Origin of the sequence: Paenibacillus tritici, from assembly GCF_018207515.1 — a bacterium.
Taxonomy (GTDB): Bacteria; Bacillota; Bacilli; order Paenibacillales; family Paenibacillaceae; genus Paenibacillus_AQ; species Paenibacillus_AQ tritici.
In genome coordinates, this window is sequence record NZ_CP073365.1 from 5987199 (window position 1) to 6012274 (window position 25076).

Consider the following 25076-nt stretch of genomic DNA (forward strand, 5'->3'; position numbering starts at 1 on the left):
GTTTAAGCGGGAGAATCCACTCAATCTTAATCCATGATGGAAAGAACTTATGCGACCCGTGAATCCTTTAAGCAACCTCCCCATTCGTCATTCGCCATTCGCCTACCTTTGTCGGCATTTAGCTTAACAAGGTGCACTAATGCTCCTTATTGGCTCATTTAGCCTGCGTCAAGTAAATTCAAGTGCACTAGTGCTCTTCATTTCCTCATCTGGCCCGCGTCCGCTGAATTCAGGTGCACTAGTGCTCCTTATTTACTCATTTGGCCCGCGCTCGGTGAATTCAGGTGCACAAATGCTCCTTATTTGCCCATTTGGCCTGCGTCCGCTGAACTCAGGTGCACTAATGCTCCTTATTTACTCATTTGGCCCGCGTCCGCTAAATTCAGGTGCACTAATGCTCCTTATTTGCCCATTTAGCCTGCTTCCAGTAAATTCAAGTGCACTAATCCCTTTGATCTCACCAGCTAGCCTGATCTCGACAGAATAAAGAGGGATTTATCCCCTTGATCTCACCAGCTCCTGATCTCGGCTGAATCAGAAGGATTTATCCCCTTGATCTCTCCAGCTAGCCTGATCTCGGCTGAATCAGAGGGATTTATCCCTTTGATCTCTCCGTCTGGCCTGATCTCGGCTGAATCAGAGGGATTTATCCCTTTGATCTCACCGTCTAGCCTGATCTCGGCTGAATCAGAGGGATTTATCCCTTGGATTTCACCAGCTAGCCTGATCTCGGCAAAATCAGAGGGATTTATCCCTCCGATCTCACCAGCAAGCCTGGTTTCACCATGTAGTCTAGTTCACCATCTAGCCTACTCTCACCCTGTAGACCATGCAGTCTACTTCCGGTGCACAAAAAAACCTCTCCTGTGAAATGGCAGATCCCATTTCGCCAAAGAGAGGTTTCTTTTTTTCTTTTTTTCTTTTTTTCTTTTTTTCTTTTTTCCGTTTTTTAAGATTGCACTAAGCCTTAATTTCCTTCAGGCCCCGGCCAGCCGGAGACGGCTTCCTCCCCCTGAAGCTGAATGTAAGGCGGAAGTTCGCCGCCCCGCAGCAGCCACAGCTCATGCAGTGCACGTGTACAGCCCACGTACATCAGCTTGGCATCCCAGGCTGCCGCTCCGTAATGGTCGCTGTCCGCGTCCGCCAGAATGACGGCATCGAACTCCAGCCCCTTGGATAAGTAAACGGGTAGTACGGATAAACCGCCGCGGTATTCCGTGATGCTGCCGTCAATCAGATGAATATCCTCATAATGCCCGGCAAGCTCAGCGTACAGCAGAGAGGCTTCCCGCAGGCTGCGGGTCAATACTGCCACAGTACGGTATTCGCGCCCTGAGAGCATCGTCAGCGCGCTCTTGACCGCGCTGAGCCGCTTGTCCGTGCCCGCAGCAGCCGCTTCCGGCTGGACATCCTCGTAGGCAATCAGCCGCACAGGATTCCCGCTGCGGAAGACCGGAACGGCCAGCAGCTCACTGCCGACGCCCGCAGACAGGATGCCGTTGGCAAACTCAATGATCTCCATCGTTGAACGGTAGCTTCGGGTAAGGGCGTGATACGCTGTGTATTCTGCGGCAAACAGCGTCTGCATCTCCGTCCACTCATGTACCCCTTTATAGGCGTGGATTCCTTGCGACAAGTCGCCCAGAATGGTAAAGGAATGCCCCTTCACATACAGATCGAGTACGGCAATCTGGAACGGGGAGAAATCCTGGGCTTCATCAATGACGATATGATCGAAGCGTTCGGTCCCCTCATTGCCGTTCAGAAGATAGTGAATGTAGAGCAGCGGAGGTAGATCCTCTTCGCGCAGAATTCCCTTCTTCAGCTCTTTGACAGTCTCCTTCAGCACCGCTGGCGGAATTTCGTCCGGCGCTGCTGCCGGCCAGTCCTCCGGTGTCTTGGCCGCGCGGAAGATTTGCTTATATATGGCAAGCGGCTCGTATTTGGGCCACTTGGCGCTGTAAGCCTTCTCGCGGGCTGCACCTTTTTTCTTGCGGTCCTTCAGCGCTGCCGCCGAAGGGCTCTTCTTCAGTTCCATCTCGATCCAGCGGTGGAGCCGCGCCATCACGCGCTCCTTGCGCTTCGCCGGCGGATAAGGCGCATATTCCTCGTTGTGCCAGCGCAGAATCATCTCGCGGGGCAGGACAGCCCCTTCCCACGGGCTGAAATCCCCCTCCGGCACAGCGCTGGTCTCAAGCAGCTTCACGCTGGATTCAATGACGCTCATCAGCACCGTGGAGCCTTTGAAGCGTCCGGGCGTCTCCTCTGTAATGACAGGCATCGCTCCCGCCGCCTCGAACCAGCGGCTCATGACCTCAGAAGCATCCTGCTCCGGCAATGTTACGCCCAGCACCTCCGCCGCCCAGTCCGGGAAGGTGCTCTGGGCAATATTGCCGACCCCCAGCTCCGGCAGCACATCCGAAATATAGTCCAGGAACATCCGGTTCGGGGCGAAAATAATCATTTTCTCCGCCGAGACCTGCTCCTTGTATTGATACAATAAGAACGCCAGACGGTGCAGCGCCACGGTGGTTTTACCGCTGCCGGCCACGCCTTGAATAATCAGTGCCGTGTTCTTGGCCGCCCGGATAATCTTGTCCTGCTCCTCCTGGATCGTGGAGACGATATCCCGCAGCCGGTTATCCTTGTTCTCCCCCAGCCGATACACCAGGAATTCATCCGATACCGCCGGTGCGTCGCTGTCACGGTTATACGTGTCTGCCACCCGCTCCAGGATCTGCTTGCGGATCACCACGTTGCGCTTGAGATAGACAAGCCCTTCGATCAGCCCCTCCGGTGCTTCATAAGAGGCGGCTTCCGTTCCTCCGGTAAAAGAATAAAACAGGCTTGCCACCGGTGCCCGCCAGTCAATTACAAGCGGACGGTCGCTTACCTGCTCGCGGTCTACGCCGATTTTGCCGATATACAGCGCCTTGCGGTCTTCCTCGTCATTGCCCTGAAAATCAAGCCGTCCGAAATAAGGCTCCTGCCTAAGCTTGGCAAGATCTTTGCGCCTCTGCTCCCTCGAGTCCTCCAGCACCTGCTCCGTATAATCATGTCCTGTGTACACCGGAGTGCTGCGCAAACGCTCAAGGGTAGAGTCAATCTCTGTCAGCGCGCGGTTCAGCCTGTCTTCTTCCTCTTGATAGGCACTTTGAAAGTTGTCCTCCAATTTCAGTTACCTCCTAAAAGTTATGCGGGCATTCGCTTCCTGAATCTCTCCGAGCAAAACTCGCTCCGGAAGCATGCACCTTAAGTGATGTGAGCAGTACATCATATCACAACAGGAGCAGTAAAGCCATATATTTCAAACTGCTGCCCGCGCTGCGGATAAGCGGAAGCAGAAGGGGAAGCAGCACTTCCCCCCTCTGCTGTTATCCCATAAGCGCATGAAGCACAAAGTTCGCAATGAACAGCCCGGCAATACCGTACAGCGCCGGAGGGACATCCCTGCCCTTGCCTGTAGCCAGCTTCATTACCGGATAAGTGATGAAGCCAAACGCCATCCCGTCCACAATGCTATAAGTGAAGGGAATCATCACCATGACCAGGAACGCCGGGAACAGCTCAGTCATGTCGCTGAGATCCATCTCGCGGACACTCTGCACCATCAGGCCGCCGATGACAATCAGAATCGGCGCAATGGCGCTGTCCGGCACGTAGGCCAGCAGCGGAATGAACAGGAACGTCGCACCGAACAGCAGGCCAGTGACGAGCGAGGTTAAGCCGGAGCGTCCGCCTGCCGCAATCCCGGCTGTGGATTCTGCAGCGGCCACCACCGGGCTGCTGCCGAACAGACCGGCCGCGATGTTGGCGATGGAGAGCGCCCGCAGACTGCTTTTGAAGCGTTCCGGGCGTCCAGCCATCAGAGTCTGTGAAGAGATCAGGCCGATGTTCTCGAAGACTACAATCAGCAGCAGCAGGAAGACCGCAATCCAGAAGACCAGGCTGAGGACTCCGCTCCATTCCATACCGGCGAACACACTGCCATATCCGCTGAACACATGCCCCGGCTCGGTGTTCTTCGGAGCATGAGCCGCTCCCAGCAGATAGGCCAGCCCTGTGCCTACGATCATGCTGATCAGCAGGCCGCCGCGCGTGCCGCGGATGAACAGTACCAGCGCCAGCAGCAGGGTCACCACCGAGGTAATGACGGCCGGATCACTGAAATGCCCGATGGCGACAAAGGTTGTGGCGTGGGCAATGACAATCCCGCTTTTTTGCAGGCCGATGAACGTCAGGAACAGCCCGATGCCAACCGTTATCGCATGCTGCAGATTATGGGGAATCGCGTCGCTTAGGATACGGTAGAGAGAGGTGAAGGCCACAATGGCAAACAGCACACCCGTCACCACCACAACGGCAAGCGCCTCACGCCAGTCCAGCTTCATGGAATGCACAAGCGTATAGGTGAAAAAAGCGTTGATCCCCATGCCCGGAACGACGATAATCGGCGTTTTGCCGCCAAAAGCCATCAGCAGGCAGCCAGTGATCGCCGTCAGCAGCGTAGCCACCATTCCGGCGCGCAGCGGCATACCTGCATCATGCAGAATTGCTGCGTTAACCATAACAATATATACCGAGGCGAAATACGATAGGATGCCGGCTGCCCACTCCCGTTTCCAGTTGTCGCCGGGCTCCAGTCCCACGCTATTCCGCCACACATTCGATTTCATGTAAAAACCTCCACTGAATTATCAAGTTCCGCCGGCTCGCCGGTATAGCTATTATGCCTGTTTATTGCCGCTTCAAGCCGCAAAAGGGCATACAGCCGGAAACCGGCTACACACCCTTTTACCTGTAAGAACGTTATTCAAATGTTATGCCGCCGGTCTCGAGCAGATCCCGTACCGTTACACTGACCATAATCAGGCCGACAACCGGAGGTACAAAAGAAGTACTCGCCGGAGGCTGCTTCGCCTTGCGCCGGTCCGGTGCGTCCGCAGGAACAATCTGCTCCGTCACATCCTCCCGCGGCTTCACGGGCTTCTCGGTGGAGAAAACCACCTTCACGCCCTTCTTGATGCCTTCCTTACGCAGTCTGGTGCGGATCACCCTGGCAATCGGGTCCATGCTGGTCTTGGAAATGTCGGCTACCTGGAAGCGGGTCGGGTCCATCTTGTTAGCCGCCCCCATACTTGAGATCATCGGGATCTTCCGGGCCAGACATTCCTTGATCAGATGAATTTTGTAAATAATCGTATCCGAAGCGTCAATAACATAATCCAGCTTGTATTGGAACAGCTTCTCGTACGTCTCTTCCGTGTAGAACATATTCAGGGCAATTGTTTCGCATTCCGGATTGATCAGCTTGATGCGGTCCACCATCAGATCGGTTTTGTTCTGACCGATTGTTGTGGTCAGCGCATGGAGCTGGCGGTTGATGTTGGTAATATCCACGGTGTCCTTGTCAATCAAGATAATCCGGCCGATACCGGTCCGGGCCAGAGCTTCTGCCGCCATGGCACCGACTCCGCCGATCCCCAGCACAGCCACTGTGCTGTTCTTCATGATCTCAAGGCCTTCGGGTCCGATAGCCAGCTCCGTACGCGAGAACTGATTCAGCATGATGTCAGCCTCCTTAAGGATGGCTTCCGGGACGCGCTCACTTTCCTCGTACGCCCCTTCAGCCCTGTATGATTTATTTCTTTTCTTTGTCCGGCTTGGGTGCCAGCTTGATATGCAGCTGCTCAAGCTGTGCAGCATCTACAGGTGCCGGAGCATCCATCAGCAGGTCGGTTGCGCTTGCTGTCTTAGGGAAGGCAATCGTCTCACGCAGGTTCGTGCGGCCGGCCAGCAGCATAATCAGACGGTCGAAGCCAAACGCGATTCCCCCATGCGGAGGCGTGCCGTATTCGAAGGCATCCATCAGGTAACCGAATTTCTCATGAGCCAGCTCCTGTGTGAAGCCCAGCGCCTGGAACATTTTCTCCTGAACCTCACGCTTATAGATACGCTGGGAGCCGCCGCCCACCTCGTAGCCGTTAAGCACGATGTCATACGCCTGCGCACGGATCGCGCCGGGATCCGTCTCGAAGAGCGGCAGATCCTCGTCCATCGGACGGGTGAACGGATGATGCTCCGCCATATAACGCTTCTGGTCTTCGTCATAGCTGAGCAGCGGGAATTCAGTGACCCAGGCGAATTTGAACACACTGTCGTCGATCAGGCCAAGCTGACGGCCAATCTTCAGGCGCAGCGCGCCGAGTACATCGGCAACGACCTTCTTAGTGTCGGCGGAGAAGAGCAGCAGGTCGCCATCTTCGGCCCCCGTGCGCTCCTTCACGGCAGCGATTTCTTCCTCGGAGAAGAATTTCACAATCGGTCCCTTGAACTCGCCGTCCTTCACTTGAATCCAGGCCAGGCCCTTGGCGCCATAACGGGCGGCATAAGGTCCGAGATCATCAATCTCCTTACGGGTCCAGGTGCCGCAGCCCTTGGCATTGAGGCATTTCACTTCTCCGCCCTTCTCGATTACGGAAGCGAAAACCTTCACGCCGCTGGAAGCAACGATATCGTTCATCTCTACCAGCTCCAGGCCAAACCGCAGGTCAGGCTTGTCCGAGCCGTATTTACCGATCGCTTCGGCATACGTCAGACGCTGGAACGGAACAGCAACCTCTACTCCAATCGTCTCCTTCAGCAGGCGCTGCATCAGAGCTTCCATCATCGACAGCAGCTCATCCTGAGGCATGAAGGAGGTCTCAATATCGAACTGGGTGAATTCCGGCTGGCGGTCTGCACGCAGGTCCTCATCGCGGAAACAGCGGGCCATCTGGTAATAACGCTCGATGCCGCCGACCATCAGCAGCTGCTTATAGATCTGCGGGGACTGCGGAAGCGCGAAGAATTCGCCTTCATGCACACGGCTTGGCACGAGATAGTCACGTGCGCCTTCCGGTGAGCTTTTGGTCAGAATCGGCGTTTCCACATCAATAAAGCCTTCGTTGTCCAGGAAATCACGGAAAATCTTCGCTGCCTTAGAACGGAGCAGCAGTGTCTTGTGCATCTCCGGACGGCGCAGATCCAGGTAACGGTATTTCATCCGCAGCGATTCATCCACTTCCACACCGTCTTCGATGAAGAACGGAGGGGTCTTGGCGGCATTCAGCACTTCAATATCTGTAATCTGCACTTCAATCTCCCCGGTCGGCAGGTTGCGGTTCACGGTTTCATCGTCCCGTTTGACCACCTTACCCGTTACGGCCAGCACGTATTCACTGCGGACCTTATCGGCAATCTGCAGCGCTTCCCCGGAATAGTCAGGGTTGAAGACAATTTGTACAATTCCTGTGCGGTCGCGCAGATCAATGAACAGCACGCCTCCAAGGTCACGGCGGGTCTGTACCCAACCGTTCAGTGTTACTGTCTCGCCGATGCTCGCTGTCGTAAGTTGTCCGCAGTTATGGCTTCTGGTCATCTTTTATCCTACCCCTTCATGATTGAAATTACATTGGTAATCCTTCTAATTCAGTGACTGTGCCAGCTCTTCCAGCTTGACGGTCCGCTGCTCGCCGGTCTCCATCGACTTGAGCGCGATGACGCCGCTGTTCAGCTCATCTTCGCCAAGAATCGCCGTATACCGGGCCGACATGCGGTCCGCCGACTTCATCTGCGCCTTCATCTTGCGTCCCAGGTAATCGCGCTCCGCAGAGAATCCAAGGCTGCGCAGGCGGAACAGTTGCTTCGTAATTTCCAGATCTGCGGCTTCGCCCAGTGCGACAAAGTACACATCCAGCGGCTTCGCCGCCTCAAGCGTCACTCCCTGATTCTCCAGAATCAGCAGAATGCGCTCCAGGCCAATCCCGAAGCCAATGCCCGGCTGATCCGGTCCGCCGATCTCCTCTACGAGACCGTTATACCGGCCGCCGCCGCCCACCGTGTCAATGGAGCCGATGCCTGCCGCTTTATACTCAAACGCTGTGTGCGTATAATAATCAAGGCCGCGTACCAGGCGGGGGTTAATGCTGTACTCCACGCCCATCACATCCAGATGCCCCTTTACTTTCGCAAAATGCTCCGTGCACTCTTCATCCAGACTATCCAGAATGGATGGTGCACCGCCGAATTTGTCCTGATCGACCTTGCAGTCCAGTACACGCAGCGGGTTGCGTTCCATCCGCCGCTGGCAGTCACTGCACAGGCTCTCTCTCATCGGTCTCAGGAAATCCAGCAGCTTCTCGCGGTAAGCTGCGCGGCTGGGTGCGTTGCCGACGGAATTCAGCTCTACCCGCACATCCTTCAGCCCCAGATCAATATAGAACTGATACCCGAGCGAGATGACTTCGGCATCAATGGCCGGGTCTACGGCGCCAAAGGCTTCAATGCCGAACTGGTGGAACTGGCGGTATCTGCCGGCCTGCGGACGTTCATAGCGGAACATCGGTCCGATATAATACAGCTTGCTGACATCCGGTTCCCCGTACAGCTTGTTCTGGACATACGCACGGACAACACCTGCTGTCCCTTCGGGGCGCAGTGCCAGATCACGGTCGCCCTTGTCCTTGAAGGTGTACATCTCACCTTCCACAATATCCGTTGTTTCGCCTACCCCGCGCTCGAACAGCCCGGTGTGCTCGAACAGCGGGGTACGGATCTCCCGGTAATTGAAGCGGCGGCATAGCTCTCTTGCCTTGGCCTCAACCACCTGCCATTTCTCCACTGCACCCGGAAGCACATCCTGCGTACCTGTAGGTTTCTCGAATCTTTCTTTAGCCACAGTCTATCCCTCCTGAAAATAACCCCTTAAACAGCAAAAAACCCCTCACCCCTGTTCAATTACAAACAGGGACGAGGGATTATCATAACCAATAATTCACCCGTGGTACCACCCACATTCCGAACCGGGCAACTGCTCTGCTCCAGATCCGCTCTAAGCGGTTAACGCCCGCCTACGCGCAACCGGCTACTGACTGTAGGCTATCTTGCCGCCTGCTTTCGCCGTGCGTTCTCGGGGAGGTCATTCGTCCGTTCATCAACAGAATCCTTACAGCCATGCGGATCAGCTTGTTGCCCGGCTTAACTTGGTTGGGCAGTCCGATCTGCGGGATTCCTCTCTGGGGTTGTGGGGTACGGAGTACTTGGTCCCGTCATCAAAACAATATAAACTTACCGTATACTGTTAGATTCTACTGAACCACTGTGCTAAAGTCAAGGAATGAATGAAATTCTTGTCGTAAATAAAAAAATGACCCGCAGCCGATTGCTGCAGGTCCATCGTCATATATTATAAAAAAGGGGGTCATGCTTCTATTATAAACACGCTATGTTAAGGAATCATGAATGCAGTATTACGGTTTCATTACAGAAAAGAAAGCGTTTCAATATTTCGTAAAATATAAACAGCTCCAGCCCCTCCATAACGGAGGGCTGGAGCTGAACTTAGGTCCGGGTTAAGCAGCGGTCCAGCTTAATCAAAAATCTCCACATATGCCTGCTTGCCGCGCAGAACCTCTACCACTTCATTGTATTGATTCTCGGCCACCTTGAGATCCATAACATAGTGCAGGTTCTCCAGGTCACTGTCTTTCAAATCGTTCCCTCTGTGGACCTCGCCCTCATTGCGCACTTCCTCTGCACGCACTTCATCGGTACGGTTCACATCATCGTCATCTGCAACAGCAGGGACAATCGCCGCTCCAGCAGCCATTCCGGAGGCGCCTCCGGCTGCGTATACTCCTCCGGCACCCGTGGAAGCGGTATTAGTGGAGCCCAGCGGAATCAGAATATTACGCCGGTTGTTTCCTCCATTATTCAGAGGGTCCGTTAACGCCGATACTTCCATTCCCTTTACGCCATAAGGAATCAATGCTGTCTTGGCACCTTCCGCTGCACTTTCTGTACTGAAATAGGCCTGGATTCTTTTAGTCATTGTAAATCCCTCCCATAAATTAGTGTTAATCCTCGGATCAAGCTGTATTACAACACCTTAAGCAGCTCACGCACAAAAGCGGGCTCATCCTTGGGTGTGCGTGAAGTAATGTAATTGCCGTCAACGACGACCTCTTCGTCCTTGAACTCCGCACCGGCGTTAATCAGATCATCCTTCAGCGGCGGATAGGAGGTAAGCGTACGGCCTTTCAGCAGCTCAGCGCTGATCAGAATCTGCGGCCCGTGGCAGATGGCAGCAATTGTCTTGCCTGCCTGGTCAGCATCCTTCACAAATTGCAGGATATCAGGATCAAGACGAAGATTCTCCGGTGAAGAACCGCCAGGGATGACCACCGCATCATACTCTTCGGCTTTTACCTCACTGATCGCCTTATCGGCTGCATAGGATACGCTTCCTTGTTTGCCAAGCAGAGTCTCATTCTTCTTCAGACCGATGATCTCCGCCTGATGGCCAGCCTGCAGTACTTCTTCGTAAGGAACCTTCATTTCCGAGTCTTCAAAATCATTCGCGAGCAGAAATGCAACTTTACTCATGAGATAGATCGCTCCTCTCTACGCTGCTATCGTTCTCGTCATTCTATTACCCTCATTCCCCGGCTTTATAACGAGACCTGCCAGCTTACTTGCAAATTATGTTCCACAATCGCTGACCCTTCACGCCAAGTGGAAACGACTTTGCCGTCCTTTTTATAAGGACGGTATTCGTTTCAGCGAGAAATATAAGGATAAGTTATTGTGTGCAACATATAAATTCTTATATTTCAAAAAAAAACAAGCCGCAACCCTTCGCCCCCTAGGTCCGGGGCAAAAGACTGCGGCGCATCCTCTGGAGTCCCTGCAGCTCCCGCGGGTCATCGGCTTCCTTCGCTGCCGCCGTAGCTTCAGCCATAGATCCCGCCGTATGGGACTGTATCGTGTTCCATATCCATGCTTTTGGTGATTGTCTCATGCCTCTTGCTCCTTGCAGCTTATGAATAGTGGTTCAACCCTTAGTCTATCCAGCAAAGGTAGCTGCTATCCGGCAGGAGCCAGCACATTGTATTCGGTTTTTCCGCATACCTTCCACCCATTGATCTTCGCGCCAAAAAAAAGACCCCACCCTGTGGAGTCCCTTAGATCCATCTATAAAGTAAACCGGCAACCTAAATCTGCCCAGCGCAGTCTGCTTCAGGGCACCACCTTGACTGTCCAGCTATACTAACCCCGGCTGTCCAGCAGCAGGGTAACCGGCCCCCAGTTGGTAAGGGCTACGTCCATCATCGCTCCGAACACGCCGGTCTCCACCTGAAGCCCGCCTCTGCGCAGCTCCTCGTTGAAGTAGTCATAGAGCCGCTCGGCCTCAGCGGGAGCTGCCGCAGCCATGAAGTTGGGGCGCCTGCCTTTGCGGCAATCCCCATACAGCGTGAACTGTGACACGGAGAGAATGGCTCCTCCGGCGTCCGTTACGCTGAAGTTCATTTTACCGGCATCATCCTCAAAAATCCGCAGCCCGGCTACCTTGTCAGCCAGATACTTGGCATCCTTCTCCGTATCTTCATGGGTAACGCCGACCAGCAGCAGCAGGCCTTCTCCAATCGCTCCGGTCACTGCACCGTCCACCGTCACACTGGAGTTCTTGCAGCGCTGCACAACGACTCTCATCTCATCCTTCAGCTCCTTGCCTTAGCACCTATTGCATAATACGGTTAACGGTATACACATCCTTGACCCGCTTCACCTTATCGACCACAGATTGCAGATGATCGGTATTGCGGATCAGAATGGTCATGTGAATCATGGCCATCTTGTTCTTGTCGGAGCGCCCGGTGACGGCTGAGATATTGGTCTTGCTCTCCGATACCGCCTGCAGCACCTCGTTCAACAACCCGTTGCGGTCATGGCCGGTAATCTCAATATCGACACTATAGTTGGCCTCCATACTGCCTTCCCATTCCACTTCGATCACGCGGGCTGCTTCCTCCCCGTCCATCTCATTCGGAATATTCGGACAATCCTCACGGTGCACGGATACGCCGCGTCCACGGGTGACATAACCGATAATATCGTCGCCGGGCACGGGGTTACAACATCGCGCGAAGCGTACCAGCAGATTGTCGATGCCCTTGACACGGACTCCGTTAGTCGGCTGATTGCGCTTCTCTCCGCTGGATTTAATGGCCTTCATCTCGGAGGTAAGCTCCAGATGTCCTGCGGCGTCTTCCTGGTCCTTGCGCAGCTTCTCGGTCAGCTTGGAAGCAATCTGCGCGGCGGTAATTCCGCCGAAGCCGACAGCCGACAGCATATCCTCAACATCGTTGAAGGCGAACTTCTTCGCAGCCTCCGACAGTTTATCTTCGGTCAGCCAGTCGGAAACCTCCACGTTCAGGCGCTTCAGCTCGCGTTCGATCGCTTCCCGGCCCTTTTCAACGTTCTCTTCGCGTTTCTCCTTCTTGAACCATTGCTTGATCTTGCTCCGCGCATGGGAGGACTGGGCAATCTTCAGCCAATCACGGCTGGGTCCGTACGAATTCTTCGAGGTCAGAATCTCCACGATATCCCCGGTCTTCAGCTTATGGTCAAGCGGCACAATACGCCCGTTCACCTTGGAGCCGATCGTCCGGTTGCCGACCTCGGTATGGATACGGAATGCGAAATCCAGCGGCACAGAGCCGGCAGGCAGCTCCACAACCTCACCCTTAGGCGTGAACACGAAGACCAGATCGGAGAAAAAGTCCATTTTGAGCGATTCCACGAATTCTTCCGCATCCTTGGCTTCATGCTGCAGCTCCAGGATCTCGCGGAAAAACGGCATCCGGTTCTCCGGATTGACATTGTTGCTGCTGCCTTCCTTATACGCCCAGTGGGCTGCGATCCCGAATTCAGCCGTGCGGTGCATCTCCCAGGTACGGATCTGAACCTCAGTCGGCTCCCCTCCGGGACCTACCACTGTTGTATGCAAAGACTGGTACATGTTCGCCTTAGGCATAGCGATATAATCCTTGAACCGGCCAGGCATCGGCTTCCAAAGAGTATGAATAATGCCCAAAGTGGCATAACAATCCTTAATATTGTCGACGATAATGCGGATAGCCAGCAGATCATAGATTTCATTGAACTGCTTGTTCTTGGTGTTCATCTTGTTATAGACACTGTAAATATGCTTCGGGCGTCCCGAAAGATCCCCGTCGATCCCCATCTCATCCAGCTTCGAGCGGATGCGGCCGATGACACTGTCGATGAACTGCTCGCGTTCTGCCCGCTTCTTGTGTACAAGATTGGCGATCCGGTAGTACTGCTGCGGATTCAGATAACGGAGGGCAATATCCTCCATCTCCCATTTAATCGCTGAAATCCCCAGGCGGTCAGCAATGGGACAAAAAATCTCCAGCGTCTCATAAGAAATCCGGCGCTGACTCTCTTCCGACTGGTATTTGAGCGTGCGCATATTATGCAGACGGTCCGCCAGCTTAATCACGATCACCCGGATATCCTGGGCCATGGCGATGAACATCTTGCGGTAATTCTCGTTCTGCTGCTCTTCCTTGGAGCGGAAGCGGATGCGTTCCAGCTTGGTCAGACCGTCCACGAGCATTGCGCAGGTATCGCCAAATTTCGTGCGGATCTGCTCCAGAGACACCGTTGTATCTTCCACAACATCATGCAGCAGCGCAGCAATAATGGAGATAACATCCATTTGCATATTGACGACAATATCTGCGACCGCCAGCGGATGCAGAATGTATGGCTCCCCCGATTTCCGGACCTGCCCATGATGAGCCTGATCGGCGAATTCGTAAGCTTCACGGATGCGGAGAAGATCTTTTTCTTTTATATAGGCGCCAGCCTTTTCGGTTAGTTGCTCTATGCCCATTCTCGTCGTATCCGTTTCCCTTCTATAATAAAATGAACCTGCAAGCCATGCAGAATTTGCAGGTTCCATATGTTCCCGGCTGCATTACGCTCAGGTTAAAGTTGTCTATAATTATGACGCTTACGAGGGATTCCGTCAACACTTGCCATAGCGTGGGATTCCTGACAGGTAAAGGGTCAAGAAAAGACAATTTTGTGGCGCGGGCAAAAATGTTGTTGTAAAAATCCCCCGATCTATTTAATCTAGTAAAGGCGGTTTTGTAAAAAGAGAAGAAAAATCAAGCTGCTACCTCAAATTAGATCAGAAAGAGAAGTGAACTCCATTGCAACGCGAAATTCAAGTTAACGAAAGACTCCCTTGGGGCCCGGGTTTCCTCCTGAGTCTTCAGCATCTGTTCGCCATGTTCGGCAGCACCGTGCTTGTTCCCAACCTGTTCGGGGTAGATCCCGGCATGATCCTGCTGATGAACGGTATCGGCACCCTGCTCTACATTCTGATCTGCCGCGGCAAAATCCCCGCTTATCTGGGTTCGAGCTTCGCCTTCATCTCTCCGGTACTGCTTGTGCTGAAAGAACACTCCGGCGATCATGAGCATGGATATTCGCTTGCACTTGGCGCATTTATCGTTACCGGTGTTATTTTCATTCTGGTTGCCTTAATTGTACGTTATGCCGGTACCGGCTGGATTGATATCGTATTCCCTCCGGCAGTTATGGGAGCTATCGTAGCAACTATCGGACTGGAGCTTGTACCCGTAGCCGCACGTATGGCCGGACTGATTGCTCCTGAAGGGGTGGCGGTCAGCGACTGGACTCCTGACGGCAAAGCCATTACCTTGTCGCTTGTCACGCTCGGCGTCACCGTACTCGGCTCCGTGTTATTCCGCGGCTTCCCCAAAATCATTCACATCCTCATCGGTATCGTTACCGGTTATGTACTCGCTTATATCTTGGGTCAGGTTAATACAAGTGCCATCTCTGAAGCAAGCTTCCTCTCCCATCCAACGATTATTACCCCGTCCTTCGACTGGCAGGTTATCTTAACCATCATTCCTGTATCTCTGGTTGTTATTGTTGAGCATATCGGCCATTTGCTGGTCACCAGCAACATTGTCGGCAAAGACCTGACCAAAGATCCGGGGCTGGACCGCTCGCTGATGGGTAACGGGATTTCAACAGTACTGTCCGGATTCTTGGGGTCTACTCCAAACACTACCTATGGTGAAAATATCGGCGTTATGGCATTAACCAAAGTGTATTCGGTATTCGTGATCGCCGGAGCTGCTGTGATCGCCATCGTACTGTCGTTCTCAGGGACCTTCTCCTCGGTCATTGCCAACATTCCGCTGCCGGTTATGGGCGGTGTGTCGCTGCTGCTGTTCGGCGTCATTGCAGCGTCGGGACTGCGTATTTTTGTAGAGCAGAAAGTCGATTTCTCCAAAGCTACCAACATGATTCTGGCGACGCTTGTACTGGTTGTAGGAATCAGCGGCATCTCGCTTAAGCTTGGCGGTGTAGAGCTGAAAGGGATGGCGCTGGCGACAATCGTCGGTATGGTTCTCGCCATACTCTTCAAATTGATTGAGGTTCTGGGCTTGTCCAATGAACAGGAATCTGAGAAGTCTGCTCATTAAATAAATGTCTATTATGCGATGCTGACCGTAACTGCGGTGAATTTTGAACTTACGGCCGCTGTTGTCTACAGATTTCTTGATTATTACCGCTTATTGCGGGTGAAATCCGTAGACAAAGGCGGACGCTTCCGCTCCTACAGCTTCAAAATCCCCCTCCGTTACTATCATCTCATTAATGAATTTATAACTGGGGCTGACATAACAAAAAGCGGACTGCTGTCTTCATTCGACAGCAGTCCGCTTTTATATTTCCCGGGAAAAGTTAACCGGGCAGAATTAATCCTCGTAAGTCAACAACGTAATAACTTCAATATCCGACAGCTTATTACGTCCGGCCAGAGCGGTCAGCTCGATCAGGAATGCAGCACCGACCACCTGCCCGCCGAGCTGTTCCACCAGACTTACCGAGGTAGCAATCGTACCGCCGGTAGCCAGCAGATCATCAGCGATCAGCACCTTTTGGCCGGGCTTGATGGCGTCGGTATGTACAGCCAGCGTATCCTTGCCGTACTCCAGATCATAGCCCACTTCAATGGTCTCATAGGGAAGCTTGCCGCTTTTGCGGATGGGTACGAAGCCTACACCCAGTGCATAAGCCAGAGGGGCGCCCACTACAAAGCCGCGCGCTTCCGGTCCGGCAATAACATCAATCTCCAGATGTGCGACCAGAGCCTTAAGCTCATCAATGGCTGCACGGTACGCAGCGCCGTCCTTCAGCAGAGTAGTAATATCTTTGAAGCTGATTCCAGCCTGCGGAAAATCAGGAATTACGCGAATATTGTTTTTGAAATCCAACATCATCATCTCCTAAAAGTTGTGAGGAATGCCTCACTGAAATTACCTTATTTGAACCCTAACCCCAAAACCATTCTGCGGCTGCTATGAAGCGCCTAAATTGCGCGACAGCATGAATTCCTGCAATTCACTGCGGCTGCCCTCCATGAAATACTGCTCCATCTCCGCCGTCTTGCCCAGTCTGACGAAATGCTCCGAGGCGGTCAGACTCTTCGCGGCAGGCTGCGGGACAAAGGTGATGCTTCCCCCGCTGCGTTCAATGAAATCAAGCTCGTCGAACACATCGAGCATCCGGCTCACCATACGCACACCCAGCGCAGACTGGCGGCTGAGCCGCAGCAGCACTTCATGCTCAGGAGTTGGAGAAGCGGCGATCGAAGCAATCCATTTATATAACGATTTGAAATGATCACGTGTAGGAATCTGCAGCCGGTCCCGCCCGTCGCGGATCGAATGAAGCAGGGCAATATTCTCTGCCTGAGGAAAAGCAGCCAATAGTGCCTCAAGCTGCTCCGGAGACTCCGGCATATCCAGCAGGCAGAGCAGCGAGATCCCCGCCTCGTCATGCCCTGCCTCCGGCTGGTGTACAGCAGATATCCCGGCAGCCTCATCATATACCCAGAGGGACATGCCCTTCAGATCACGCAGCGGCGTCGTCCGGCTGTTCTGAAATACTGCCGCACTCCTGCCCGGACTGCTGCCGTTATAGGTACGCAGCAGCTCATGTATATGCGCCGCCTGCTTGACCGCATCCGCTGCACCGCGCAGGTCGAACAGCTGTGCATTCGGCACCGCAAGATCCTGCAGCATCAGCTGGGGCTTGCGTGAGCCGTTCCATTCATTGACGGACAGCTCCGCGAGTACATCCACGATAGTGCCGTCCGGAAGCAGTTCGGCCAGCGGGCCCTTACCGAAGGCTACAGCTTCAATCGTCAGCTTGTCCTGTTGCAGGACAAGCTTCAGGTGCTTGCCGTCCTGGCCCATCTTGCGGGTCTCCTTCACAGCAGCTCCGCGCAGAATGAACTTCGGCAACGGATTCGCCATTCCGAACGGAGCCAGCCGTTCCAGCTCAAGCGCTGCCTGCAGGGTCAGATCGGCAATGGACACCTCGCCGTCTGCAGTTGTTACAGCTATGAAGTCCTCCGGTGTCAGGATAGAGGCGGCATAGCTGTTCAGCGCTGCATCGAAGGCTTCGAGCTTATCCTGCGACAGGCTCATACCGGCAGCGGCCGGATGTCCTCCGAAGTGGTCCATCAGTCCGGCACAAGCGGATAAGGCCGCATAGATATCAAGTCCTGGAATTGAACGGGCTGAGCCTTTGCACATTCCGGTATCCGGGTGAATATCCAGAATAATTACCGGACGGTAGTACCGTTCCAGCAGCTTGGAGGCTACAATGCCGACTACACCGACATTCCAGCCCTGTTCCGCCAGTACAATAATATCCGGCAGTCCGCTCCGGCTGATTCTCTGCTCCAGCTTGGCCGTAGCTTCCTGGACAATCCGCTCCACAACCAGCTGACGTTCCTTATTCAGCAGATCAAGCTCTCCGGCGAATTGCTCCGCTTCAGCCGCATCTTCCGTGGTCAGCAGCGTAACTGCCCGTCCGGCGTGATCCAGTCTTCCGCTGGCATTAATTCGCGGTGCCATCCCGAAGGCGATATTCACCGCACTGACGGTGTTCATCGTAATTCCGCCTACCGAGAGCAGCGCCCGGATACCCGGGAATGACGAATTCCGCATACTGCGGAGACCCCTGCGGACAAGACTGCGGTTCTCTCCCAGCAGCGGCATCAGATCAGCGACCGTACCGATGGCGGCAATCTCACACCATTCCTCGGGCACCTCACTGCCAAGCAGCGCCTCAGCCAGCTTATAAGCCACTCCCACTCCGGCCAGACCCTTGAAGGGATAAGGGCAGTCCGGCAGCTTGGGATTAATAAGGGCATAAGCCTCGGGCAGCTGTTCAGGCGGTTCATGATGATCAGTAACAATGACATCAATCCCCAGCTCTCTGGCATAGGCTATCTGATGATAAGCACTGATACCAGTATCTACCGTAATAACGAGAGATACACCCTGCTGGAGCGCCCAGTCGAGCGCATGATTATGCAGTCCATAACCTTCATTGGAACGATGGGGGATATAAATGTCAAAAGAGGCGCCCAGATGACGCAGAAGGTAGATCATCAACGCAGTGCTGGACACTCCGTCCGCATCATAATCACCGTATACCAAAATATGCTCTTCTTCCTGCAGTGCCTTTTGAATCCGCGGCACAGCCTCAGCCATTCCTTTGAGCAGGAATGGATCATGTCTATCTTCCGCTCCGCCATCCATAAATACCCGTGCCAGTTCAGCGGTATCCATGCCTCTTTGCACCAGCAGGGAGGAAAGGAGCGGAGAAATAGAAAGGCTCCGGGCCAGTTCCGAAATACGCTCGGAATCGGCTGCCGGAGATTGCCATGTTGTTTTTGAATGAAGCAATACAGCTCACCTTTCTCTCACCTTGCAGACTACTGAAGCAGCGTGGGAATATCGTTGTCCACGAGCTCATGATTGCTTTTATAAGGGTAACCCGGATCATACGGCACAACATCCATATGAACCTCACCAACATGAACGAACCGGTGCTGCAGCAGCTTCCGGGCACATTCCGAAATATCCTGGGCTTCCATCACGCTGATCCGCGGGTTCACACTGATCTTCACGTGAAGATTCACATAACTGCCTTCCTCCAGTGCGCTTAGCTGCTCGACACGGATGACTCCATGCACACGCTGAACCGTCTCAATGAAGCTGGCCGCTTCCTCGGAAGGAAGCTCCTGTATTCTTTTGTACACCGAGGAAGTAATTAATGAATAGCCTTTGCGGAGAATCAGACAACCGGCGAGCAGGGCTGCGATAGGGTCCATATACAGCAGAGGATGCCAGTTCAGGTATCCTCCCGTCATCGCCAGGGCAATCCCGATGAAGACAGTTATAGACGTATATAGGCTGAACCGGTGGCTATCAGCATAGGCGGCATGACTGCCGTCGCCCTTTTTTTTGTGATAACGGTATTGATATTGAAACACAGCCTCTTTGAACACAATGCACAGCAGGACAGCGGCAAGCGCTGACTGCCCCGGTGCCGACAAATGTCCCCGGGTCAAATCGCGGATCGCCGAGAAGGCCACCTGCAGCCCGCCCATAAGAATCAGCACAGAGAATAGAATAGCCGCCATCGGCTCCTTGCTTCCTTGCGCAGACCGGCTGCGTACTGCTGAGCCTGCAGCCTTGTGACTCTGCTTCCGGTTCCACGGAATCACCCCTGCCAGCTTGGCAGCGGCATCTGCTCCAGAATAGATGGCATCCCCCATCAATGCCTTGCTGCCCGACAGATAACCGATACTGCCTTTGGCTACAGCCAGTAGAGTATCACTAAGTATTCCGGTCCAGACAACGGTTTCTCTTGGGGGTAATTGTTTGTCATTCATAACGAGGCCCTCCTTACCACTAGCAGGTAATCTCATGATGATGAAATCGGCGTGACTTCCTGATCCGAAGATTCCGAAAAGCCGCGTCGCTACTGACGCGGCTTGAAGGACAACCGGGTGTTAGACTTTGGCCGGGGTCTTCACCGCCGGCTTCTGGCGTTTCTTCAGGAGCAGCCAGAGCGGGCTTGCGATAAAGATGGATGAATAGGCTCCGAAGAGCAGACCGATAACCATGGCAAGCGAGAACATCTTGATCGACTCGCCGCCCATGATCAGCAGGAAGAACGCGGCAATAAATACAGTGAATGCTGTATATAGCGAACGCATGAGCGTCTGCGCCACACTCTTGTTGACCAGCTCCTTAAGATCCTCATACGACTTCTGTTTGCCGAAGCGCAGATTCTCACGGATCCGGTCAAAGATAACGATAGTATCGTTAATCGAGTAACCGATAATGGTCAGCACCGCGACAATGAAGGTTATGTCCACCTCCAGACGGAAGATGGAGAAGATCGCTACAACCATAAAGGCATCATGGAGCAGCGCCACAATGGATGCCAGCGCAAAACGCCATTCAAAACGGATACTTACATAAATAATAATCCCGATACTGGCGAGCAGCACCGAATAGATCGCATTGCGGGCCAGTTCCTTAGCCATTTCGGTATCCACGGTGTTGATCTCAAAGGATGCCTTCTCATCAATCTTGTTGATTGACTTCTTGAGGCTTTCACTTTGCGTATCACTCAGCTCTTGATCATAGCGGATATTAACCCGCTTATCACCAACGGTAATAGTGGGATCATCTCCAATGCCTGCTTCATTCAAAGCCGGCTTCAGCTGATCCAGTGTGATACTCTTGGAAAGGGCTACGTCCACGTTGGACCCGGCCTTGAAATCTACGCTGTAATTCAGGCCGAAGGTTGCCAGAAAGATCAGACCCGCCACCGTAAGGGCTATCGAGAAGATATAGAAGAATTTGCTTAAATGTACGAAATCCAGCTCTTTCTTAAAGCGCACTGATGTCACTCTCCTTTACCCCAAATTGCTTCGGCTTCTTGAGCGCGCCGGCTTTAACCAGCACTGTCAGCAGCCAGTGGGCAAAATAAAGGTTTGTTACAATACTAAGTACAATTTCCACGATCAGAATCAGCGCGAAGCCTTTTACCGCACCTGTACCGAAGGCGAACATGACAGCCGCCACGATAATAGTGGTTACATTCGCATCCATAACCGTACGGAAGGAGGTCTTGTTCCCTGCTTTGACGGAGGACATAATGCCCTTCCCGCTGCGGATTTCTTCCCTGATCCGTTCATTGGTTATGATATTGGCATCGACAGCCATCCCTATACCGAGAATGAACGCGGCGATACCGGGAAGGGTCAGCGTAAAGTCAGCCAGAACAAACACCAGAATCAGCAGCCACGTGTGCAGGATCAGCGCGAAGCTGGCCAGTACGCCCGGAAGACGGTACATGAACAACATGAAGAGCAAAATAATCACGGAACCGACAATACCTGCTCTGACGGTATCATTCAAGGACTGCTTGCCAAGTGTTGCCCCTACGCTCTGGGAATATTTCTCCGTAAGCTTCAGCGGCAATGCACCGAGGTTAATCGTATCGGCAATCTCACGGGCTTCATCTAGTGTATATCCCCCGGAGATCGAAGCTTTACCATCTGTGAGGACTTGTCTTACTGTTGGGGGCGAAGATAACAAGTTCTCATCGAGATAAATAGCGAGCTCTTTACCCAGCAGGCGCTCGGTAATTTCCGCGAATTTCTCCTTGTTTTTAATGGAGATACTGATCTCAGGACGGTTCAGATTATCGCGTTGAACCTCTGCAGCGCCCTCTACAAAGTCACTGCCCACGAGTTCAATCTTGCTGTACACTCCGGGCTTATCCCCTTCCTTAGCACTGCGGAAGGTCAGAACTGCGGGTTCTTTCATTTTCTTGCGGACCTCTGCCTCATCGGTAACACCAGCAATCTTCAGACGGATCCGGTCCGTACCTTCGGTTGTCACCTCAGGCTCGCTTGTTCCGAGTGCATTCGCCCGCTTTTCCAGACTCTCTGCTGTTTTTTGCAGCGAAGCACGGGTCAGGGTTCCTCCCGTATCCATTGGCTCTGCGTGGTACAGAATTTCAAATCCGCCCTTGAGGTCAAGACCCAGACGGACTCTGTCCAGCAGCCCGGGAGTTGTAAATACCATGGCGCCGGTTAGAACGACCACAGTAATGATAAAGCTCAACATTCTCTTCATGCTCTAGCTAGTTCCCCTTTCATTACTCAATATTCCTATTATAGCTACGTGCGAAATGACCGTCAATTCAGAAGGAATGACGGTGCCGGATTCACACAAAGAAACGGCCGGTTCTGCTGTAGGCCAGAGACCTCCGTTAGATAGGACAAGTCCAAACTTACCTTACTTACTTTACTGCTTCCTGTACCTGTTTGCAAAAGAAAATCGTTCCTTTTGGACAAATTAGTCTATTAATTCAATCCCCGGTAGGCTGCCAGTGTCAGATAAGTCATATAACTCCCCGATTTGAGCGAATAAATATCATTGACCAGTTTATGCAGGGGAGGTCTTCCTTCCTTGGCATAATTACGGCTGATACAGTCCCAAATATCCTTGCCGGTCACATATTCATAGCCGAGGAGCCGGAATTCCTCCGCTTTGCTGATGCACATGGCTTCGATCTCTTCACTAAGCTCGTCGTATCTCCATTGTTCCGATTCCACGTGTGGGCACCTCCAAAGAATCCTCAATTACGCATGTTCAGGGTAGATATTCGACCTGCCGGTCATACTTTCCTGCTTACAGTCAAAAAACTTGTCTGCTATGGAATGCTTGTCATGGAGTAGGCCTGTACCCGCATATCCTTATACAAGCCTACCTCGGGATCACGAAAGTTCACTGGCAGTTTCATTTCATTTGCGGGAAGAAGGAGTGCCCTTTGAGGAAACAGAGTTTTATACAAGGAACGATCATCCTGCTATTCGCCGGGATCATTAACCGGATGCTTGGCTTCATCCCCCGGATTGCCCTGCCACGGATTATCGGCGCCGAAGGGGTGGGGCTGTATCAGCTTGGATACCCGTTTTTCATTGTGCTGATCACAGTCATTACCGGCGGCATCCCCCTGGCGATTGCCAAGCTGGTCGCTGAAGCCGAGGGGGAGAACCGTCCGGAGCAATCGCGCAAAATCCTGCATACGGGCCTTGTCCTCAGTCTGTCGCTGGGGGTTCTGTTCACCTTTGTGGCCCTGTTCAGCGCCTCCTGGGTCTCCAATGTTCTTCTGACGGACCGGCGTGTCTATTATACCTTTGTCAGCATGACCCCCATGATCGCAATCGTTGCTGTTTCGTCTATCTACCGGGGGTACTTCCAAGGCAGGCAGAATATGATTCCATCGGCGTTCTCCTCCGTGCTGGAGTCGGTCATCCGGATCTTCTTCATGCTGTGGTTCTCCTGGCTGCTGCTGCCGAAGGGAATCGCCTTTGCGGCTGCCGGTGCAATGCTCGGCGTAACGGTAGGAGAGATTGCCGGAATGCTGGCTCTGCTGGGGCAATATTATTTGAACGACAAAAAAGACAGGTCTGAGCTCCCCTCTGCCGCTGATATGACTATTCAGGATATGCAAGGGAGTGCCGGAAGCGATCCTGCGCAGACAACAGCACCTGTCCTAAGACGGCTAATAGGCATTTCGGTACCGGTAACAGCCGGACGCCTGATCGGCTCATTCTCCTATCTCCTGGAGTCTATTATTACTGTACGCAGCCTCGCACTGGCCGGAATCGCCACCGCAGCCGCAACTGCGCAATATGGTTCATTGCAGGGAATGGTGATCCCACTGCTGCTCCTGCCGGGTGTACTCAGCTCTTCGCTGGCCGTTTCCCTTGTCCCTTCCTTGTCCGAGGCAGCCGCACGCAATGATCTGCCCACGATTCATAAAAGAATGCATCAGGCACTGCGGCTCGCCATGGTAACCGGTGCCCCGTTTGCTGCCGTTATGTATATTCTTGCCGTACCGTTATGTACGCTCATGTATGGCAACGCAGCGGATACGGCACCTATGCTGCGGATGATGGCCCCGTTCGCTGTCTTCCTCTACGTCCAGGCTCCGCTGCAGGCTGCTCTTCAGGCGATGGACCGGCCGGGGAAGGCACTTATCAATACGCTGATAGGGGCGGTTATCAAAATCCTGCTGATTCTCCTGCTGGCCTCCCGGCCCGAATACGGAATCCTGGGAGCCATTATCGCCATTATGGTTAACAGCCTGCTCGTTACACTTCTGCATGGATATAGTGTGATCCGGTTAACTGCATTGTCCCTGAAATGGTCCGACCTGCTCAAAATCACAGCGGCCACAATCATCATGGCTGCCGGGATGTCATACGTCTATACCTCTGTACCCGTCTCGTCATCCCAGTGGATACAATTCCTGGCCGCTGCTGCCTCCGGGATGGCGATCTATCTTAGTATCTGCCTGTTATCCGGCCTGATCTCCAGGCGTGACCTGGAGCGTGTGCCCTTCTTCAGACGCTGGCGCAGTTAGGTCTTGCGGCCTTATCTGGGCTTAATCGGGTCAATATAGAGCTGCCCCTTATGATCGACTGAGCACAGAAAGACATCACGGAAATCGGAGACACCCTTCTGACGAATCTGGGTTCTAAGCCAGAACCTGTTCTTGCCGATCATCTCCAGATTGCTGTCCTGCACCTTCCCGTCCATAATCAGCGGAATCGGCAGGCCTTCATAACGGATCTTATGCTTCGGCAGTTTCACGGAAGCAGAATCGCCGGATGATTGTGTTTCCTTTGAATTCTTCTGGCTTTCTCCGTTCTGCTCTTTGCGCTCTGCCCCTGAGCTGCTGTTGCCGGACTGATTGGACGAGGTCACACTCTTATTCTTCTCGATCACCGTTAACTGCCCGCTTGTCTCCAGGATCGCAAACTCCACATCTGCCGGGCTGACAATGTTCTGCCCGCGGAGCTGCAGCAGCAGGTCATCAATGTTATACCGCTGCTTGCGCATCTCGCCCCGGTGCAGCTTGCCGTCCGAGATCAGGATACTGGGCCTGCCGTCCATCAGCAGGCGCATCTTCCGGCTCTTCAGACTGAGCTGGGCGACGATCACCTGAATCAGCACCAGGATCGCCATTGGAACAAGCCCGTCATAGATGGGCCGTTCGATATCTTCAATTACAAACACAGCGATCTCGGCAATCATAATGGAAATCGTGAGATCAAACACCGACAGCTTGCCGATTTCGCGTTTACCCATGATCCGCATACTCAGGAAAATGAAGATATACATCAGCACGGTCAGAAAGATGTGGGCAGTAATATGCTGGAACAACATATTCTCTTAGCTCCCCTTCCGCTTCTCACCCGGGAGGTCTGTCACCCTGCGGGCGGATTA

Annotated in this window: 19 protein-coding genes; 2 read left to right on the plus strand and 17 right to left on the minus strand. The window is 53.4% G+C overall.

Annotated features, from left to right (window positions below):
- Positions 1–967 precede the first annotated feature (967 nt).
- The 10 genes from KDC22_RS25690 to KDC22_RS25735 all read right to left on the minus strand — a co-directional run bounded on the left by KDC22_RS25690 (position 968) and on the right by KDC22_RS25735 (position 13741).
- The gene (locus KDC22_RS25690) at positions 968–3172 is read right to left on the minus strand and encodes a HelD family protein (RefSeq protein ID WP_211720817.1); all 2205 of its coding nucleotides are present in this window, start codon (positions 3170–3172) and stop codon (positions 968–970) included.
- Between the two features lie 202 nt (positions 3173–3374).
- Complete coding sequence (locus KDC22_RS25695) at positions 3375–4676, minus strand: NCS2 family permease (protein ID WP_173128640.1); 1302 nt, start codon at positions 4674–4676, stop codon at positions 3375–3377.
- Between the two features lie 133 nt (positions 4677–4809).
- Complete coding sequence (locus KDC22_RS25700) at positions 4810–5568, minus strand: tRNA threonylcarbamoyladenosine dehydratase (protein ID WP_173128643.1); 759 nt, start codon at positions 5566–5568, stop codon at positions 4810–4812.
- A 73-nt stretch (positions 5569–5641) separates the two neighbouring features.
- Entirely contained in the window at positions 5642–7420 is a 1779-nt protein-coding gene (gene aspS / locus KDC22_RS25705; RefSeq protein WP_173128646.1) for an aspartate--tRNA ligase, read from the minus strand.
- A gap of 45 nt (positions 7421–7465) precedes the next feature.
- A complete protein-coding gene (gene hisS, locus KDC22_RS25710) occupies positions 7466–8719 on the minus strand; it encodes a histidine--tRNA ligase (protein WP_173128648.1) in 1254 nt (417 codons plus the stop codon).
- Positions 8720–9409: 690 nt separating this feature from the next.
- Positions 9410–9871: a hypothetical protein gene (locus KDC22_RS25715; RefSeq protein ID WP_211720818.1), complete on the minus strand. Its 462-nt coding sequence runs from the start codon at positions 9869–9871 to the stop codon at positions 9410–9412.
- 47 nt (positions 9872–9918) lie between these two features.
- Positions 9919–10425 carry a type 1 glutamine amidotransferase domain-containing protein gene (locus KDC22_RS25720; RefSeq protein WP_173128652.1) on the minus strand — a complete coding sequence of 169 codons (507 nt, stop codon included), beginning with the start codon at positions 10423–10425 and terminating at the stop codon, positions 9919–9921.
- Between the two features lie 259 nt (positions 10426–10684).
- Positions 10685–10840, minus strand: a complete 156-nt coding sequence (locus KDC22_RS25725) for a hypothetical protein (protein WP_173128654.1) — start codon at positions 10838–10840, stop codon at positions 10685–10687.
- A gap of 248 nt (positions 10841–11088) precedes the next feature.
- Positions 11089–11532, minus strand: a complete 444-nt coding sequence (dtd, locus tag KDC22_RS25730; RefSeq protein WP_211720819.1) for a D-aminoacyl-tRNA deacylase — start codon at positions 11530–11532, stop codon at positions 11089–11091.
- A gap of 28 nt (positions 11533–11560) precedes the next feature.
- Positions 11561–13741 carry a RelA/SpoT family protein gene (locus KDC22_RS25735; protein ID WP_173128658.1) on the minus strand — a complete coding sequence of 727 codons (2181 nt, stop codon included), beginning with the start codon at positions 13739–13741 and terminating at the stop codon, positions 11561–11563.
- Between the two features lie 322 nt (positions 13742–14063).
- On the opposite strand from KDC22_RS25735, the gene uraA reads away from it, so the two are divergent.
- Positions 14064–15374, plus strand: coding sequence for a uracil permease (gene uraA / locus KDC22_RS25740; protein ID WP_173128660.1), 1311 nt, complete (start codon positions 14064–14066; stop codon positions 15372–15374).
- A gap of 276 nt (positions 15375–15650) precedes the next feature.
- On the opposite strand, the gene KDC22_RS25745 is transcribed toward uraA, so the two are convergent.
- The 6 genes from KDC22_RS25745 to KDC22_RS25770 form a co-directional block, all read right to left on the minus strand.
- Entirely contained in the window at positions 15651–16169 is a 519-nt protein-coding gene (locus KDC22_RS25745) for an adenine phosphoribosyltransferase (protein ID WP_211724198.1), read from the minus strand.
- 84 nt (positions 16170–16253) lie between these two features.
- On the minus strand, positions 16254–18656 hold the full coding sequence (recJ, locus tag KDC22_RS25750; protein WP_211720820.1) for a single-stranded-DNA-specific exonuclease RecJ: 2403 nt from the start codon (positions 18654–18656) through the stop codon (positions 16254–16256).
- 29 nt (positions 18657–18685) lie between these two features.
- Positions 18686–19648 (minus strand): cation diffusion facilitator family transporter, encoded by a 963-nt coding sequence (locus KDC22_RS25755; protein WP_173128666.1) that lies wholly within the window; start codon positions 19646–19648, stop codon positions 18686–18688.
- Between the two features lie 120 nt (positions 19649–19768).
- Complete coding sequence (secF, locus tag KDC22_RS25760) at positions 19769–20668, minus strand: protein translocase subunit SecF (protein ID WP_173128669.1); 900 nt, start codon at positions 20666–20668, stop codon at positions 19769–19771.
- Positions 20658–21911 (minus strand): protein translocase subunit SecD, encoded by a 1254-nt coding sequence (secD, locus tag KDC22_RS25765; protein ID WP_173128672.1) that lies wholly within the window; start codon positions 21909–21911, stop codon positions 20658–20660. Before secD ends, secF begins: the two co-directional genes overlap by 11 nt.
- 230 nt (positions 21912–22141) lie before the next feature.
- The gene (locus KDC22_RS25770) at positions 22142–22393 is read right to left on the minus strand and encodes a post-transcriptional regulator (protein ID WP_173128675.1); all 252 of its coding nucleotides are present in this window, start codon (positions 22391–22393) and stop codon (positions 22142–22144) included.
- A 215-nt stretch (positions 22394–22608) separates the two neighbouring features.
- On the opposite strand from KDC22_RS25770, the gene spoVB reads away from it, so the two are divergent.
- Entirely contained in the window at positions 22609–24210 is a 1602-nt protein-coding gene (spoVB, locus tag KDC22_RS25775) for a stage V sporulation protein B (RefSeq protein WP_211720821.1), read from the plus strand.
- A gap of 11 nt (positions 24211–24221) precedes the next feature.
- Here spoVB and KDC22_RS25780 read toward each other — a convergent pair whose 3' ends face one another.
- Positions 24222–25013 (minus strand): YetF domain-containing protein, encoded by a 792-nt coding sequence (locus KDC22_RS25780; protein WP_425517076.1) that lies wholly within the window; start codon positions 25011–25013, stop codon positions 24222–24224.
- Positions 25014–25076 lie beyond the last annotated feature (63 nt).